The organism is Salinicola endophyticus, assembly GCF_040536835.1.
GTDB classification, from domain to species: Bacteria; Pseudomonadota; Gammaproteobacteria; order Pseudomonadales; family Halomonadaceae; genus Salinicola; species Salinicola endophyticus_A.
The window spans coordinates 3,658,904-3,672,008 of the sequence record NZ_CP159578.1 but is presented as its reverse complement, the minus strand read 5'-3'; the positions used below and the strand labels follow the sequence as shown (position 1 = coordinate 3,672,008).

Below are 13,105 nucleotides of genomic sequence, written 5' to 3'. Positions count from 1 at the left end.
GATGTCGCGACTGCTGATGCTGTTACAAACCCGCCTGGCGCTGCGCACCACGGCGATCATTTTGCTGATCGTGGGCCTGCTGGGCGTCGCCTTCCTGCTGCTGGCGGTGCACTTTCGCGCCCAGAGTGTGCATCGGGAGCAGCAGGCGCGCCTCGAGGGCCTGCTGACCACGGTCGAGCGCACGGCACAGATCGCCTGCTTCCTGAACGGCGAGGAGCTGGCGCGGGAGCTGGCCGATGGCCTGCTGAGCAACGACATCGTGCATGCAGTACGCATCGAATCCCTCGACGGCAAACTGCTGATCGGTCGGGGCGGGCCGATCGACAGCCCCAACGATGCCCTGTTCACGCGCGAGATATCGTCGCCGTTCGAGCCCGAGACACCCCTGTGCCGCCTGATCATCGATCCCGACCAGCGCTATATCGATGGTCTGGTCGGTCAGGCCTCGCGCTTTGTCGGCGGTGCGCTGCTGCTGCAGCTGCTGGGGATCGGCTTCTGTGTGGTGCTGGTGGTGGTGCGCTACGTGACCCGCCCGATCACCGGGTTGTCGCAACGGCTGCGAGCGCTGGAGGCGGAAACCGGGCAGAAACTGCAGGCGCCGCGGGGTAACCGCGACGACGAGATCGGTCAGTTGGTGAACAGCGTCAACGCCATGATCGATAACCTGGTCCAGAGCCTCGACGCCGAGCGCTGTCTGCGCCTCGAGCGCGAGGTCGAGGAGCGCCGCTACCGGGCGATCTTCGACAATGTCGAGACGGGAATCTTCGAGGTCGACGACGATGGCACGATCCGCGTCGCCAACCCCGCCTTCCGGCGTTTGTTCAAGCTGCCCGCCAAGCGCGACCTGACCCGTCACCCGATCGACTTCGCCACCCTGGTCGACCCCGAGGGCAGCTTTGGCGCCAGCCCGGCCACGGTGGTCGCCGGCGGCCGTGGGCAGCAGTGGGAGGTGGCGCTGGGCGACGAGGAGCCGCGGCGCTGGGTCAATCTGGTGCTCAACCCGCTGGAGGCCGGGCGCTTGCAGGGGGTCGCACATGATGTCACCGCGCGTAAGCGCGCCGCGGACGCGGCCGAGCAGCTGGCGGTGACCGACCCGCTGACCGGGCTCGGCAACCGGCGTGGCTTCGATCGCCGTCTGGCGGTGATGGGGCGCCATCATCGGCTCTACCCGGATCGTTGCCACGCCCTCGTGCTGCTCGACTTCGATCACTTCAAGCAGATCAACGACACCCACGGTCACCACGCCGGAGACCGTGTACTGCGCCACGTCGGCGGCGAGCTGGCGATGCTGCTGCGCCAACGCGACTACGTGGCGCGGTTGGGCGGTGACGAGTTCGTGCTGCTGCTGGAAGGGTGCGGGCAGCGCGACGAGGTCGAGGCGCTGCTGGCGCGCTTCGTCGCGGGGCTGCAGACCCCGATCGAGCTCGAGTCGGGGGTGGCGATCACCATCGGGGTCAGCATCGGGGTGGCGCTGCTCGGGGTGGATACCGAGGAGCCGCAGCAGGCGCTGCTGCTCGCCGACCGCGCGATGTACGCGGCCAAGCGCGCCGGGCGCAATACCTGGCGCTTCCACACGTCCGACGGCAACGGCTGAGCCGCGCTCAGCCCGGTCGGCGCATCTGGAAACGCTGCGCCTCGGCGGCCTCGAAGTAGTCCGCCGGACCGCCGCCGCGCAGGATCGGGCGCGCGGCGGCGGTCTGATAGATGCCATCGACCAGCAGGGCAGGATCGATGTGCACCCCGACCACCTCGCCCAGTACCAGCCAGTTGTCGATCTCTTCCCCAGCGGCGGAGCGCAGCCGCAGCGTCTGGCTCAGACGGCACTCGAAAACCACCTGGGCTTCGCCCACATGGGGCACCGCGACGACCTGGGAGGCGCTCGGGGTGAGCCCGGCCAGGCTGAACTCGTCGACCTCCGGGGCCACCGACGCCGCGCTCTGGTTCATGGCTTCGGCCAGAGGGCGGGTCGCCAGCTGCCAGCAGAACTCGCCGGTGCGTTCGATGTTGCGCACGCTGTCCTTGTAGCCGGCACTGGAGAAACCGATGATCGGCGGGGTATCGGCGAAGGCGTTGAAGAAGCTGTAAGGGGCCAGATTCAACTGCCCCGACGCGTCCTGTGACGAGATCCAGCCGATCGGGCGCGGGCCGATGATCGCCTTGAACGGATTGTGCGGCAGGCCATGCCCCTCTCGGGGCTGGTAGAAGTGGGCGTTGCTGGGCATAGCGAAAGATTCCTGAGGGGACGCGATGACGTGGCGGCAGTGGCCGCCGCCGGCACCATGCCCGCGGCGACGATGAGGGGAGACTGGGTTTGGCGCTATTTGCGCACCACGCGATAGACGATCAACAGCACGATGGCGCCGAGGACGGCGATCGCGAAGCTGCCGAGGTTGAAGCCGGAGACGCTGCCGAAGCCGAGTGCGGTGCCGATCCAGCCACCCACGACCGCACCCAGGATGCCGAGGATGATGGTGACGATGAAGCCGCCCGGATCCTTGCCCGGCATGATCAGCTTGGCGATGGCGCCGGCGATCAGACCGAAGATGATCCACGTGATGATGCCCATGAGTGCCTCCTGGCTGGGTTGGCGCCTGCCGAGATGGCGCGCCTTAGCGAGTAAAGGGGTCTATGGCTGACAGTATCTATCCTGGTCAGAAGCTAGTCGGCGTCGCCGCGCCCGGCAAGCGCCTGACAAAGGCCTAGCGTGGCGGGGTCGCGCTTCAGGCTGTGCGGCCAGCGAGAAAGGTCAAAGTGCGCCCATGGGCCAGCGCCGCGGCCTGCTGGTGATAGCTCGCCCGCGACCAGCAGTTGAAGCCGTGCTCGGCGCCGTCATAGAGATGCACCTCGACCTCGCGGTTGGCGGCGAACGCGTCGCGGGTCTGTTCGACATGATCGAGCGGGATATGATCGTCCTCGGCACCGAAGTGGAACTGGGCCGGTACCGCGAGCTCGCCGGCGCGATCGAGATACTCGGTGAGGCCACCGGCGTAGTAGCACACCGCGGCATCGACGCCCGCATCCAGCGCACACAGGTAGGAAAGCACACCGCCCATGCAGTAGCCCACCGAGGCGATCGGCCCTTCGCACACCGGGCTTGCACGCAGTGCCCGGGTGGCGGCGCGCAGGTCGCTGATCACGGTGGGGTAGTCCAGCGCCTGCTTGTGCGCCACGGCGGCTTTCCAGTCGTCACCGTCATAGCCCAGCTCGACCCCTGGCGCTTCGCGCCAGAAGACATCGGGCGCGATGACACTGTAGCCATCCATGGCGTACTGCTCGGCGACACCGCGGATATGGCCGTTGACGCCGAAGATCTCCTGGATCAGCAGAATGCCGGGGCCCTTGCCCTTGTGTGGCAGCGCCTGATAAGCCTTGAACGTCTTGCCGTCCTCGGCGGTGATCTCGATCCATTCGGTCTTGATGTGGGTCTGGGGCATGTCTGGCTTCCTGTACGGGGTAAATGATCTTGGCCGGCGAGGGGCGTCTTGCCGGCAGTGGCCGCTGAAACGGCGCCCGGCGGCGCGCCGGACAACCCGGGGAAAAGTATAGCAGGCTATCTAGCATCGGCCGGGGAACGCGGCCGTCACAGGGAGAGGGACGCATGCCGCCACTCGATGCCACCACGCTGGTCGCACAGCTCGGCGGGCTGATCGCGCTGGGTTTCATCATCCTGGCCTTTGCCAGCCGCCAGGACGATCGGCTGCTGCTCCACCTGATCTTCGCCAATGTCGCCTTTGCCGTGCATTTCCTGCTGTTCGGCGAGTGGACGGCGGCGGGTATCACGCTGTTGGTGATCGTGCGGATTCTGCTGGCGCGCCACTATCGCGGCGACTGGCGGGTGATGCTCGGCATGCTGGTGCTCAACCTGGCGGTGGCGCTGGCCGCAGCGCGCGGTCCAGCGGACCTGTGGCCGCTGGTGGCGACGCTGTTCGGTACCGTGGGCATGTTCATGCTGCGTGGCATCCCCATGCGGCTGTGTCTGGCCGCAGCCGCGCTGGCATGGCTGATCAACAACGCGCTGATCGGCTCCCTCGGCGGCATCGTCGCCGAACTGCTGGCGCTGGTGACCAACCTGGTGACGATCTGGCGGCTACGGCGCTGGTGCTATCAGTCCAGGGTCTGAATCACCTGCGCCAGGCCCTGCTGCATATGACGGGCGATATAGCTGAGCGTTGCCTCCAGCGAGTCACCCTTGGCGTGTTCCAGGTAGCTGTCGTGCGATTGGCGGGCCGGTCCGGGGCGGTTGTGTGCGCGCTGGTGCAGCACGAAGTAGCACTGCAGGTGCGGTTTGATGCGCGACCAGGCATCGAGCAGCAGAGGGTTGCCGCTGAGCTCGTAGCACCATTGATGCAGCGCGAGCTCGCGGTCGATCGCCTGTGCACCGTCGCCGGCATCGATCGCCTCGAGCAGGCGCGCATGGCGCTGCTCTAGGTCGTCGAAACTGGCCGCGGTGCGCTTGGGCCAGAGGCTCGTGAACGCCATCTGTTCCAGGCCGGTACGGTACTCATAGAGCTGATGCAGCCCCTCGGGTGTGAGTTCGAGCACGCGTACGCCCTTGTAGGGTTCGCTGATCAGCAGGCCGATATTCATCAGATGGCGGATGGCTTCGCGCAGCGGCGCGCGGCTGACGCCGAGCTGCTGGGCCAGCGCATTCTCGGTCAACCGCGTACCGGGGGCGATGGTGCCATTGGCGATCAGTGTCTGCAGGCGCTGGGCGGTCTGCTCCCAGAGCGTCTGGCGGGCCGGAATCTGCGCGATATCGGTCGATAGCATGCGTTTCTCAAAGTGGCGTGAGTTATGACGTCAGCCCTTGAGGTAGTCGTCGTAGAGACCCGTCAGACGCTGCATCAGGCTGGCGTCACGGCGGTTCACGATAGCATGTCCGTCGATGTGATAGACCGGTGTCAGACCACCCAGCGTGCCGGTGACGAAAGCCTCGTCGGCGGTGTAAGTCTGCGCCAGGGTGAAGTCCAGCTCGCGCACCACGATACCCGCCTGCCGCGCCAGACGCATGACCGTCTTGTGGGTGATGCCATTGAAGTTGTAGCGCCCGGTGGAAGTCCACAGCTCGCCGTCGCGAACGATGAAGAAGTTGGTCGAGTTGCAGCTGGCGACGAAGCCATGCGGGTCGAGCATCAGTGCTTCGTTGGCGCCAGCATTGATCGCCTGAATCAGTGCCTGAATGAAGTTGAGCCGGCTATGGGAGTTGAGCCGCAGATCGAAGACGTCGGGGCTGCTGCAGCGAAAGGTCGAGGTGAATAGCGTCAGGCCCTGCGCCTTGGTGGCCTTGTCCACCACCTTGTGCTCGGCGACGATGACGATGGTGGCCTTGCCGCGCAGGAAACGCGGGTCCTGGTTGGGAGTACTCTTGAGCCCGCGGCTCACCATCAGCCGAATATGCACGCCATCGTGCATGCTGTTCTTGTCCAGAGTTTCCCGAATCAGGTCGACCAGCTCGTCGCGGGTGACACCGATATCCAGCGAGATAGAGGCGGCGCCTTGATAGAGCCGCTCCAGATGCTCGTCGAGCGCGATCAGCCGGCCATCGACCAGTCGGATGCCTTCCCAGACGCCGTCGCCGAGGACGAAGCCGCTGTCGAAGATCGATACCGTCGCCTGGTGCTTGGGTTTGAATTCGCCGTCGACATAGACGATCACCTCTTCGTTGCGGGTATCGGCCACGTAGGATTGCGAGCTGCCAGTAGTGTGAGTCATGCGGTTTCCTTCCATGCTGTACGGTCAGGCGGCGGGTTCTGTTTCCGGGGCGGGCTGCGGCCGCTGCCACATGGCGAAGCCGGTGAAGCCATAGAGCAGCGAGAACACCATCACCAGCCAGTGGTACCAGAGGAACGGCAGGTAATCGGTGGTCGCAACACCGGTAGTGGTGGCCATGAACACCGCGCCGCTGGTCCAGGGAATCATTGGGGTCGAGAGCGTGCCGCCGGCCTCGACGTTGCGCGACAGCACCACCCGCTGCAGCCCGAGCCGGTCGTAGATGTTTCGTGTCATCGAGGCCGCGGTGAAGATCGCCACGTAGGCGGCGCCGCCGAAGATCGTGCCGAAAAAGCCACATGCCATGGTGGCCAGGGTCAGCCGGCCAGTGCTGCGGTGGACCATGCGTGTGAGCGCGGTGGCGATGGTATCGAGGACGCCGATACGCTCCATCAGACCCCCCAGCCCCAGTGCGAAAATGACGATGGCGATCACCGGTAGCATCGAGACGATGCCGCCGCGATTGAGGATGCTGGCGAGATAGCCCGAGCCGTAGTCGCCCTGATTGCCGGCATACAGCGTGGTCACCGCCTGCAGTGGCGTGGCGCCCTGAGCCAGCCAGGCACAGAGCACGCCGAGCACGGCGCCAATCGCGATCACTGGCAGCGCGGGCTTGCGCAGTGCCAGCAGCACCAGCGTGGCGAGTATCGGCAGTAACAACCAGGGAGAGAGCATGAAGTGCGCATCTAGCTGAGCCATGACCGCGTCCGCCTGCTGCATGTCATAGCCGCTACGGGAAAGGTGATTCCCGGCCAGGGCGAAGCCGAGCGTGGTCAGCGTGACGCAGGGCACGCCGGTGTAGAGCATCGAGCGCACGTGCTCGATCAACGGCACTTCGCACAGCGAGGCGGTGAGTACCGTGGTATCGGAGAGGGGCGAGAGCTTATCGCCCACGTAGGCGCCGGAAATCACCGCGCCGGCGACGAGCGGTAGCGGCAGTTCGAAGCCGTGCCCGATACCCATCATGGCGATGCCGATGGTGCCCACGGCGCCGAACGAGGTGCCGGTCACCAGCCCGGTTGCGGCGCAGATCAGGAAGGCGGCGGGCAGGAACCAGGCCGGGTCGATCAGGGCAACACCGTAGTAGATCACGCTGGGAACGATGCCAGCTGCGATCCAGGCACCGATCAGCGCGCCGACGGTGATGATGATCATCACCCCCTCGAGGCCGCTGCGAATACCGTCGAATGCACCCTGCTGGAGCGAGTCATAGGCGTGGCCGAGGCCCTTGCCGATGGCGAACATCGCAAACCAGGCAGCGAACAGCGCCAGTGCGACGGGCATCTTGAGTAGCAGCACCGTCGACATGATGGCGGCGAAGCTGGCGAGAATCAGGCAGAGCGCGACCGGGCCCGGACGACGGGCAGATTGTGGCCTCATGGGACACCTCGAACGTTATTGAGCTTGTTATGCGGTGTGCGTCAATAAATTGTATACAGCATACAATGTGTGCGACTCAAGCCGAAGAGGTCGAAAAGTCATCACAGAGGCATGCCGGAAAGGCGACCGCATCATTCAGAGCTCGACAGATCGATTTGGGTGATAAGAGCGGTAATGGGCGGCGAGGCGACGTGAGGCACGAGCCATGGCGAGCAGCGAGGAGGCTGGTCGTGAAGGAAGTGAGCGGCTGGGGGGAGTGCTGAGTCAGAGATGATCAGCGCCTGACGCATGAGCGCAGGCGCCAGTCAGCATGGCCATCACAGCGAACGAGACGGCCATGCATCGAAACGCTAGGCCGGCTGGCGGCGGTCTGCGAGTACCCGACGTCCGCGGATGCAGTCGGCCTCGTGGGGCTCGTCGACCCACGGCTCGGCGATACCTTGTTCGATCCAGCTCGCTACCGCCGGGTGCGCCAGCAGGCGCTCGGCGTAGTCGCGGGCCGCGCCCTCCAGGCAGATGCAGTAGCCATGCACGCGCACTGCTATCGGGGCGAACATCGCGTCCACTGCGGTGAAGCGCGCACCCGCCAGCCAGGGGCCGCCGAAGCGCGCGATGCCTTCCTGCCACAGGGTGTCGAGGCGGGCAATATCCCGCGCGAGGGCGGCGCTGGGTTCACCCAGCTCGATGCGCAGGGCGCAGCTCATCGAGCACTCATCGCGCAGCGCGAATAAGCCCGCATGCATCTCGGCACTGGCGCAGCGGGCCCAGGCGCGTGCCTCGCGCGCCTGCGGCCAGGCTGCTGGATGGCTTTCGGCGATGTACTCCATGATCGCCAGCGACTCCCACACCGCGCTGTCGCCATCATGCAGACAGGGCACCTTGGCGGTGGGTGAGAATTCGGCGAAGGCTGCCTGCTTGCCGTCCCCTTCGAACGGGGTCATCACCTCCTCGAAGGGGATCTCCAGCGCGTGCAGCAGCACCCAGGGGCGCATCGACCAGGATGAGTAGTTCTTGTTGGCGATAAAGAGCCGATACGTCATATCCACCTCCAGGGCTGTGTCGCCACGAGTATGCGCTGAGCCGGTGGGAGCGGGAAAGCGTCGCGCGCCTACATGCCAAGCTTCGCGTTGCAATGGCGTTTCGTCTGACGCAACATTCGTCGCTGATCGATGGTCCATTCCGGTGAAGAGAGTCTCCATGGCACAACGACGAGTCGAGGCGGTGGAGCGCGCCCTGACGCTGCTTGGCGCGTTCTCGCGAGATCGGCACGAGTTGACGTTGACCGAACTGGCCAATGCCACCGGCTTCTACAAGAGCACCATCCTGCGGCTGATGGCCTCGCTCGAACATTTCGGCTATGTGGCGCGCGACGAGCGCGGGGTCTATCGGATCGGCCCGGCGGTGCTGACGCTGGCGCCGCTGGCAGTGGAGGGGCCGCAGCTGGAGCGTCTGGTCCGGCCGGTGCTGGTGGCACTGCGTGATGCCAGCGAAGAGACCGCGGCGTTCCACGTACGCGATGGTGAGGCAAGGATCTGTCGGTTGCGCGAGAACGGCCACCTGGAACTGCGCCACCACCTCGACGAGGGCGTGCGCCTGCCAATCGGGGAAGAGGCCATCGATCAGGCCCTGGGTGGCGAGCTGCCGGCGGGGCAGTTGGCGCTCTCCCAGGGTGGACGTCAGGCCGGACTGTCGACGGCGGCGATCGCTGTCTACGATGGTGAGGGTGAATTGAGAGGCGCGCTGTCACTCTCCGGGCCCAGTGCGCGGATCGACGCGCGGATCGAGGTCCACCACGCGCCACTGCTGATCGAGGCCGCGGCGCGTCTGTCACGCGACTGGCCGCGCGGGCTCATTCCTCTCTGATACCGCCGGGGCGGACACCTCGAATTGACGCCGGTTTTATCGGCGCGACTGAAGCGTCAAACTAGGCGCGGTCACCGGGTGATGCCGTTTCACCGGTGGCTACTCGAGCGATGCCGAGGCATCTTTTTTTCTGGCTGGACGACCCCTTATGGCGCTACGACAATCGACCCGGATCAACAAGTACATCAGCGAGAGCGGCATGTGCTCACGCCGTGAGGCCGATCGCTTCGTGGAGCAGGGCAACGTCTGGATCAACGGCCGCCGCGCGACCACCGGCGACCAGGTGGTGGCGGGTGATCGGGTCAAGGTCAACGGCCAGGAGATCGAGCCGCGGGAGGCGGAGGATCTGGTACTGATCGCGCTGAACAAGCCAGTGGGGATCGTCAGTACCACCGAGTCCAGCGAGAAGGACAACATCGTCGAGTTCGTCAAACACGGCGCGCGCATCTTCCCGATCGGCCGGCTCGACAAGGATTCCCAGGGGCTGATTCTGCTGACCAACGACGGCGATCTGGTCAACAAGATCCTGCGCGCGCACAACCAGCATGAAAAAGTCTATCGGGTGACGGTCGACAAGCCGATCACCGACGACTTCATCGCGGGTATGCAGCAGGGGGTGCCGATCCTCGGTCAGGTGACCAAGCGCTGCCAGGTCAGCCGCGAGTCGACCTTCGTCTTCACCATTACGCTGGTGCAGGGGCTCAACCGCCAGATACGCCGCATGTGCGAGTACTTCGGCTACGAGGTCACGCAGTTGATCCGTACCCGGATCATGAACATCTCGCTCAAGGGGCTGGCGCTGGGTGACTGGCGGGATCTCACGCCAAAGGAGATCGATACGCTCATCGCGTTGACCCGCGACTCCGGCAGCGAAGCCGAGCCGGAGCGCACGCCCAAGCGCGCGCGCAGCGGCAGCGCTGCGAAGCCGGCGACCGGCAAGCCTCGCGCCGGTGGCAAGTCCGCTCCCGGCAGCAAGCCGTCTTCCGCTGGCAAGCGTGCCGGCCGTGATGCTGCCAGAGGCGGAGCGGCCAGTGCCAAGAAGCGCGGCAGCGCCAACGCCCGCTCCGGCCCGAAGAGCGGCGCCGCCGGCAAGCCTGGTGCCAAGGGCAAACCCGGAGGGAAAGGCAAGCCGAGCGTCACTGGCAAACCCGGCGGCAAGCCCGCCGCCAAGGGGCGCGGCGGAAAGCCAGGGGCGCCCAACGCCAAGGGCCCGCGCGGCAAGAAGCGCTAGGTCGGGCGCTTAGCCGATGGCTTTCACCGCGGCCTTGGCCACCTGTACGTCCTGCTCCGGCTTGACCCCGGAAATCCCCACGCTGCCGATCACCTCACCGTCGACGATCACCGGCACGCCGCCTGCGAGCAGCGCCTGCATGGGCGCGCTGACGAAGGCGGTGCGGCCATTGTTGATCATCTCTTCGAAGACTTGAGTCTCCTTGCGGCCGATGGCGGCATTGCGGGCCTTCTCGCTGGCGATGCCGGCGCTGAAGGGGGCGGCGCCGTCGAGCCGGCGCAGGCCCAGCAGATGGCCGCCGGCGTCGGCCACGGCGATGGTGACCGCCCAGCCCTGGGCCTCGGCTTCACGCTGGGCGCTGTCCAGCAGGGCGTTGACGTCGGCGAGTTCGAGTACGGATTGGGTCTTCATGGTGTGGCTCCTGGGGAAACTGACAACAGGGGATTGTGAGTCATGCCTGGGGCGCGGCCAGACGCTCGTCGACCAGCTCGATCCAGTGGCGCACCGGGGTGCGCCCGGCGCCATCGAGGTGGCTCTGACAGCCGATGTTGGCGGTGACGATAGTGTCGGGCTGGCCGGCCTCCAGGGCCTCCAGCTTGGCGTCGCGCAGCTGGCGCGACAGCACCGGCTGGGTGATCGAGTAGGTGCCCGCCGAGCCGCAGCAGAGATGGGCATCGCGTACCGGCGCGAGATCGAAACCGAGACGTGTGAGCACGCCTTCCACCGCCCCGCCGAGCTTCTGCGCGTGCTGTAGTGTGCACGGGCAGTGGAAGGCGAGACGCTGGGCGTCGTTGGCGGTGGTACTCCCGGCCAGCGCTTCGAGATCCTCCTCGCGCAGGATCTCGACCAGATCCTTGGCCAGCTCGCTGACGCGGCGGGCCTTGTCTGCATAGGCGGGGTCGTCGGCGAGCATCTCGCCATACTCCTTGACGAAGGCGCCGCAGCCGCTGGCGGTCTGCACGATCGCCTCGGCGCCGTCTTCGATCAGCGGCCACCAGGCGTCGATATTGGCGCGCATGCGCGCCCGCCCCGTGTCCTGGGCGTTGAGATGGAAATCGATCGCGCCGCAGCAGCCGGCGTCGCGCGCCGCGCGCACGCCGATACCCAGGCGGTCGAGCACGCGCGCGGTGGCGTCGTTGGTGTTGGGTGCCAGGCCGGGCTGCACGCAGCCTTCCAGGATCAGCATCTGGCGGGCGTGACGCTCGGGCGCGGGGCGTGCCCGGCGCGGTGCCGGTCGCGGTGGGATCTTGTCGCGCAGCGCGGCTGGAGCCAGCGGACGGAAGGTCTGGCCCAGGGCCAGCAGGGCCTGGAAGCGCTTGGGCTCGGCCAGCGCCTTGCGCAATCCCAGACGCAGCGCGCGTTCACGCGGGGTGCGCCCGACCCGGCGGTCGACCTCGGCGCGGCCGATGTCGAGCAGCTTGTGGTACTCGACCCCGGAGGGGCAGGTGGTCTCGCAGTTGCGGCAGGTGAGGCAGCGGTCGAGATGCAGCTGGGTCTCGCGGGTCACCTGGTCGTCGCCGGCGTCGCTCTCCAGCAGCTCCTTGATCAGGTAGATGCGCCCGCGCGGGCCGTCGCGCTCGTCGCCGAGCAGCTGATAGGTGGGGCAGGTGGCGTTGCAGAAGCCGCAGTGCACGCAGGTGCGCAGGATGCGGTCGGCTTCGCGGATCGCGGGCCGTTCGCGCGCGGCGTCGGTGAATTGTGTCTGCATGGTGGCTCCTACCAGTCGGCGTAGAGCCGGCCGGGATTGAAAATGGCGTGCGGGTCGAGACGCGTCTTGAGCTGCTGGTGATAGCGCGCCAGCACCTTGGGCAGTGGCGAGAACGGCGAGGCGCCGTCGGGCGCGGGGCCGAAGCGCGTGGCGTGGCCGCCGGCGGCGATGCTGGTCTCGTGCACGTGCGGTGCGGGCTCGTCGCTGCGCAGCCACTGCTGGGCACCGGCCCAATCGCACAGCCAGTCGCCGCTCAGCGCCGGGCGCCGGGCGCGGGCCGGCAGCGAGAGCCGCCACAGCGGCCGTGGGTCCTGCGGCGAGAAGAAGGCCAGGCGCTGCTCGCGCAGATCTTCCCAGAAGGTGGCATCATCGGCGTCGCCGCCCAGGCGTTCGCGGGTCGATGCCACCGAGCCTTCGCCCCCTTCGAGACGCACATGCAGCACGCCCTCGGCGAAGGCAGCGCCACTCAACGGCAGCGGCTCGCGGCCCCAGGCGCGTAGACGGTCTAGCGCGCGCGCTTCGTCCATCTCCAGACGCAGGCAGGCGCTCGCCGGCGGCAGCGGCAGCACCTTGAAAGAGACCTCGGCGAGTACCCCCAGCGTGCCCTGGGCGCCGACCATCAGCCGCGACAGATCGTAGCCGGCGACATTCTTCATCACCTCGCCGCCGAAGCGCAGCAGTTTGCCGTCATGGGTGATCACCCGGGTGCCGAGCACGAAGTCGCGCACCGCTCCGCTCCAGGGGCGGCGTGGCCCGGAGAGACCGCAGGCGACCATGCCGCCGACGGTGGCCGCATCGCCGAAGTGCGGCGGCTCGAACGGCAGCCGCTGGCCGCTGGCGGCGAGCGCGCTTTCGAGCTCGGCCAGGCGCGTGCCGGCGCGTACCGTGACCACCAGCTCGACCGGATCGTAGTGGACGATGCCCTGATGCTCGCCGAGCGCGAGGCGCCTCTCGGCAGCGACCCGGCGGCCGTAGAAGGCCTTGGTACCGCCGCCCTGGATCACCAGCGGTGTGCGCTCGCGGTGGGCTTGGCGCACCTGCTCGCAGAGCGCGTTGCTCAGGTCCTGGCCGCTATCCAGGGTAGGCCCGGCCTGATCCGCAGGGGTGAACTCGGGGCGCTGGTCCTGGGGGTGTGGCATCACGCATCTCCTGAC

14 protein-coding genes are annotated in these 13,105 nt (G+C 66.9%); 4 read left to right on the top strand and 10 right to left on the bottom strand.

Annotation, left to right across the window (positions count from 1 at the left end; all coding sequences use genetic code 11):
- The first annotated feature begins 1 nt into the window (after position 1).
- Positions 2-1,594 (top strand): diguanylate cyclase domain-containing protein, encoded by a 1,593-nt coding sequence (locus ABV408_RS16600; RefSeq protein ID WP_353980004.1) that lies wholly within the window; start codon positions 2-4, stop codon positions 1,592-1,594.
- Between the two features lie 7 nt (positions 1,595-1,601).
- Here the strand turns inward: ABV408_RS16600 and ABV408_RS16595 are convergent, their stop codons facing one another.
- The 3 genes from ABV408_RS16595 to ABV408_RS16585 form a co-directional block, all read right to left on the bottom strand.
- Entirely contained in the window at positions 1,602-2,222 is a 621-nt protein-coding gene (locus ABV408_RS16595; protein WP_353980003.1) for a flavin reductase family protein, read from the bottom strand.
- 95 nt (positions 2,223-2,317) lie between these two features.
- A complete protein-coding gene (locus tag ABV408_RS16590) occupies positions 2,318-2,566 on the bottom strand; it encodes a GlsB/YeaQ/YmgE family stress response membrane protein (RefSeq protein WP_353980002.1) in 249 nt (82 codons plus the stop codon).
- 154 nt (positions 2,567-2,720) lie between these two features.
- Positions 2,721-3,434 (bottom strand): dienelactone hydrolase family protein, encoded by a 714-nt coding sequence (locus tag ABV408_RS16585; protein WP_353980001.1) that lies wholly within the window; start codon positions 3,432-3,434, stop codon positions 2,721-2,723.
- A 164-nt stretch (positions 3,435-3,598) separates the two neighbouring features.
- Between ABV408_RS16585 and ABV408_RS16580 the strand changes: the two genes are divergently transcribed.
- The gene (locus ABV408_RS16580; RefSeq protein ID WP_353980000.1) at positions 3,599-4,120 is read left to right on the top strand and encodes a YgjV family protein; all 522 of its coding nucleotides are present in this window, start codon (positions 3,599-3,601) and stop codon (positions 4,118-4,120) included.
- Here the strand turns inward: ABV408_RS16580 and ABV408_RS16575 are convergent.
- From ABV408_RS16575 to ABV408_RS16560, 4 genes are all read right to left on the bottom strand, one after another.
- Entirely contained in the window at positions 4,105-4,770 is a 666-nt protein-coding gene (locus ABV408_RS16575; RefSeq protein ID WP_353979999.1) for a GntR family transcriptional regulator, read from the bottom strand. The genes ABV408_RS16580 and ABV408_RS16575 overlap by 16 nt on opposite strands.
- A gap of 30 nt (positions 4,771-4,800) precedes the next feature.
- Entirely contained in the window at positions 4,801-5,712 is a 912-nt protein-coding gene (locus tag ABV408_RS16570) for an aminotransferase class IV (protein WP_353979998.1), read from the bottom strand.
- Positions 5,713-5,736: 24 nt separating this feature from the next.
- Positions 5,737-7,149: a Na+/H+ antiporter NhaC gene (gene nhaC, locus ABV408_RS16565; RefSeq protein WP_353979997.1), complete on the bottom strand. Its 1,413-nt coding sequence runs from the start codon at positions 7,147-7,149 to the stop codon at positions 5,737-5,739.
- 350 nt (positions 7,150-7,499) lie between these two features.
- Positions 7,500-8,189, bottom strand: a complete 690-nt coding sequence (locus ABV408_RS16560) for a glutathione S-transferase family protein (protein WP_353979995.1) — start codon at positions 8,187-8,189, stop codon at positions 7,500-7,502.
- 157 nt (positions 8,190-8,346) lie between these two features.
- On the opposite strand from ABV408_RS16560, the gene ABV408_RS16555 reads away from it, so the two are divergent.
- Both ABV408_RS16555 and rluF read left to right on the top strand, forming a co-directional pair.
- Positions 8,347-9,012, top strand: coding sequence for a helix-turn-helix domain-containing protein (locus ABV408_RS16555; RefSeq protein WP_353979994.1), 666 nt, complete (start codon positions 8,347-8,349; stop codon positions 9,010-9,012).
- 148 nt (positions 9,013-9,160) lie between these two features.
- On the top strand, positions 9,161-10,243 hold the full coding sequence (gene rluF / locus ABV408_RS16550; RefSeq protein ID WP_353979993.1) for a 23S rRNA pseudouridine(2604) synthase RluF: 1,083 nt from the start codon (positions 9,161-9,163) through the stop codon (positions 10,241-10,243).
- A gap of 9 nt (positions 10,244-10,252) precedes the next feature.
- Here the strand turns inward: rluF and ABV408_RS16545 are convergent, their stop codons facing one another.
- Genes ABV408_RS16545 through glcE form a run of 3 tightly spaced genes read right to left on the bottom strand, consistent with a single transcriptional unit; the run spans position 10,253 to position 13,090 of the window.
- Positions 10,253-10,654: a heme-binding protein gene (locus tag ABV408_RS16545; protein ID WP_353979991.1), complete on the bottom strand. Its 402-nt coding sequence runs from the start codon at positions 10,652-10,654 to the stop codon at positions 10,253-10,255.
- Between the two features lie 40 nt (positions 10,655-10,694).
- Positions 10,695-11,951: a glycolate oxidase subunit GlcF gene (gene glcF / locus ABV408_RS16540; protein ID WP_353979990.1), complete on the bottom strand. Its 1,257-nt coding sequence runs from the start codon at positions 11,949-11,951 to the stop codon at positions 10,695-10,697.
- A gap of 8 nt (positions 11,952-11,959) precedes the next feature.
- Entirely contained in the window at positions 11,960-13,090 is a 1,131-nt protein-coding gene (gene glcE, locus ABV408_RS16535) for a glycolate oxidase subunit GlcE (protein WP_353979988.1), read from the bottom strand.
- Positions 13,091-13,105: the final 15 nt, after the last annotated feature.

Bases quoted from the DNA above. Each gene is read 5' to 3' on its own strand.
- ABV408_RS16590 (WP_353980002.1), bottom strand. From the start codon at position 2,566: ATGGGCATCATCACGTGGATCATCTTCGGTCTGATCGCCGGCGCCATC.
- ABV408_RS16570 (WP_353979998.1), bottom strand. From the start codon at position 5,712: ATGACTCACACTACTGGCAGCTCGCAATCCTACGTGGCCGATACCCGC.
- ABV408_RS16600 (WP_353980004.1), top strand. From the start codon at position 2: ATGTCGCGACTGCTGATGCTGTTACAAACCCGCCTGGCGCTGCGCACC.
- ABV408_RS16585 (WP_353980001.1), bottom strand. From the start codon at position 3,434: ATGCCCCAGACCCACATCAAGACCGAATGGATCGAGATCACCGCCGAG.
- ABV408_RS16575 (WP_353979999.1), bottom strand. From the start codon at position 4,770: ATGCTATCGACCGATATCGCGCAGATTCCGGCCCGCCAGACGCTCTGG.
- ABV408_RS16580 (WP_353980000.1), top strand. From the start codon at position 3,599: ATGCCGCCACTCGATGCCACCACGCTGGTCGCACAGCTCGGCGGGCTG.
- ABV408_RS16545 (WP_353979991.1), bottom strand. From the start codon at position 10,654: ATGAAGACCCAATCCGTACTCGAACTCGCCGACGTCAACGCCCTGCTG.
- ABV408_RS16560 (WP_353979995.1), bottom strand. From the start codon at position 8,189: ATGACGTATCGGCTCTTTATCGCCAACAAGAACTACTCATCCTGGTCG.
- ABV408_RS16555 (WP_353979994.1), top strand. From the start codon at position 8,347: ATGGCACAACGACGAGTCGAGGCGGTGGAGCGCGCCCTGACGCTGCTT.
- rluF (WP_353979993.1), top strand. From the start codon at position 9,161: ATGGCGCTACGACAATCGACCCGGATCAACAAGTACATCAGCGAGAGC.
- ABV408_RS16595 (WP_353980003.1), bottom strand. From the start codon at position 2,222: ATGCCCAGCAACGCCCACTTCTACCAGCCCCGAGAGGGGCATGGCCTG.
- glcF (WP_353979990.1), bottom strand. From the start codon at position 11,951: ATGCAGACACAATTCACCGACGCCGCGCGCGAACGGCCCGCGATCCGC.
- glcE (WP_353979988.1), bottom strand. From the start codon at position 13,090: ATGCCACACCCCCAGGACCAGCGCCCCGAGTTCACCCCTGCGGATCAG.
- nhaC (WP_353979997.1), bottom strand. From the start codon at position 7,149: ATGAGGCCACAATCTGCCCGTCGTCCGGGCCCGGTCGCGCTCTGCCTG.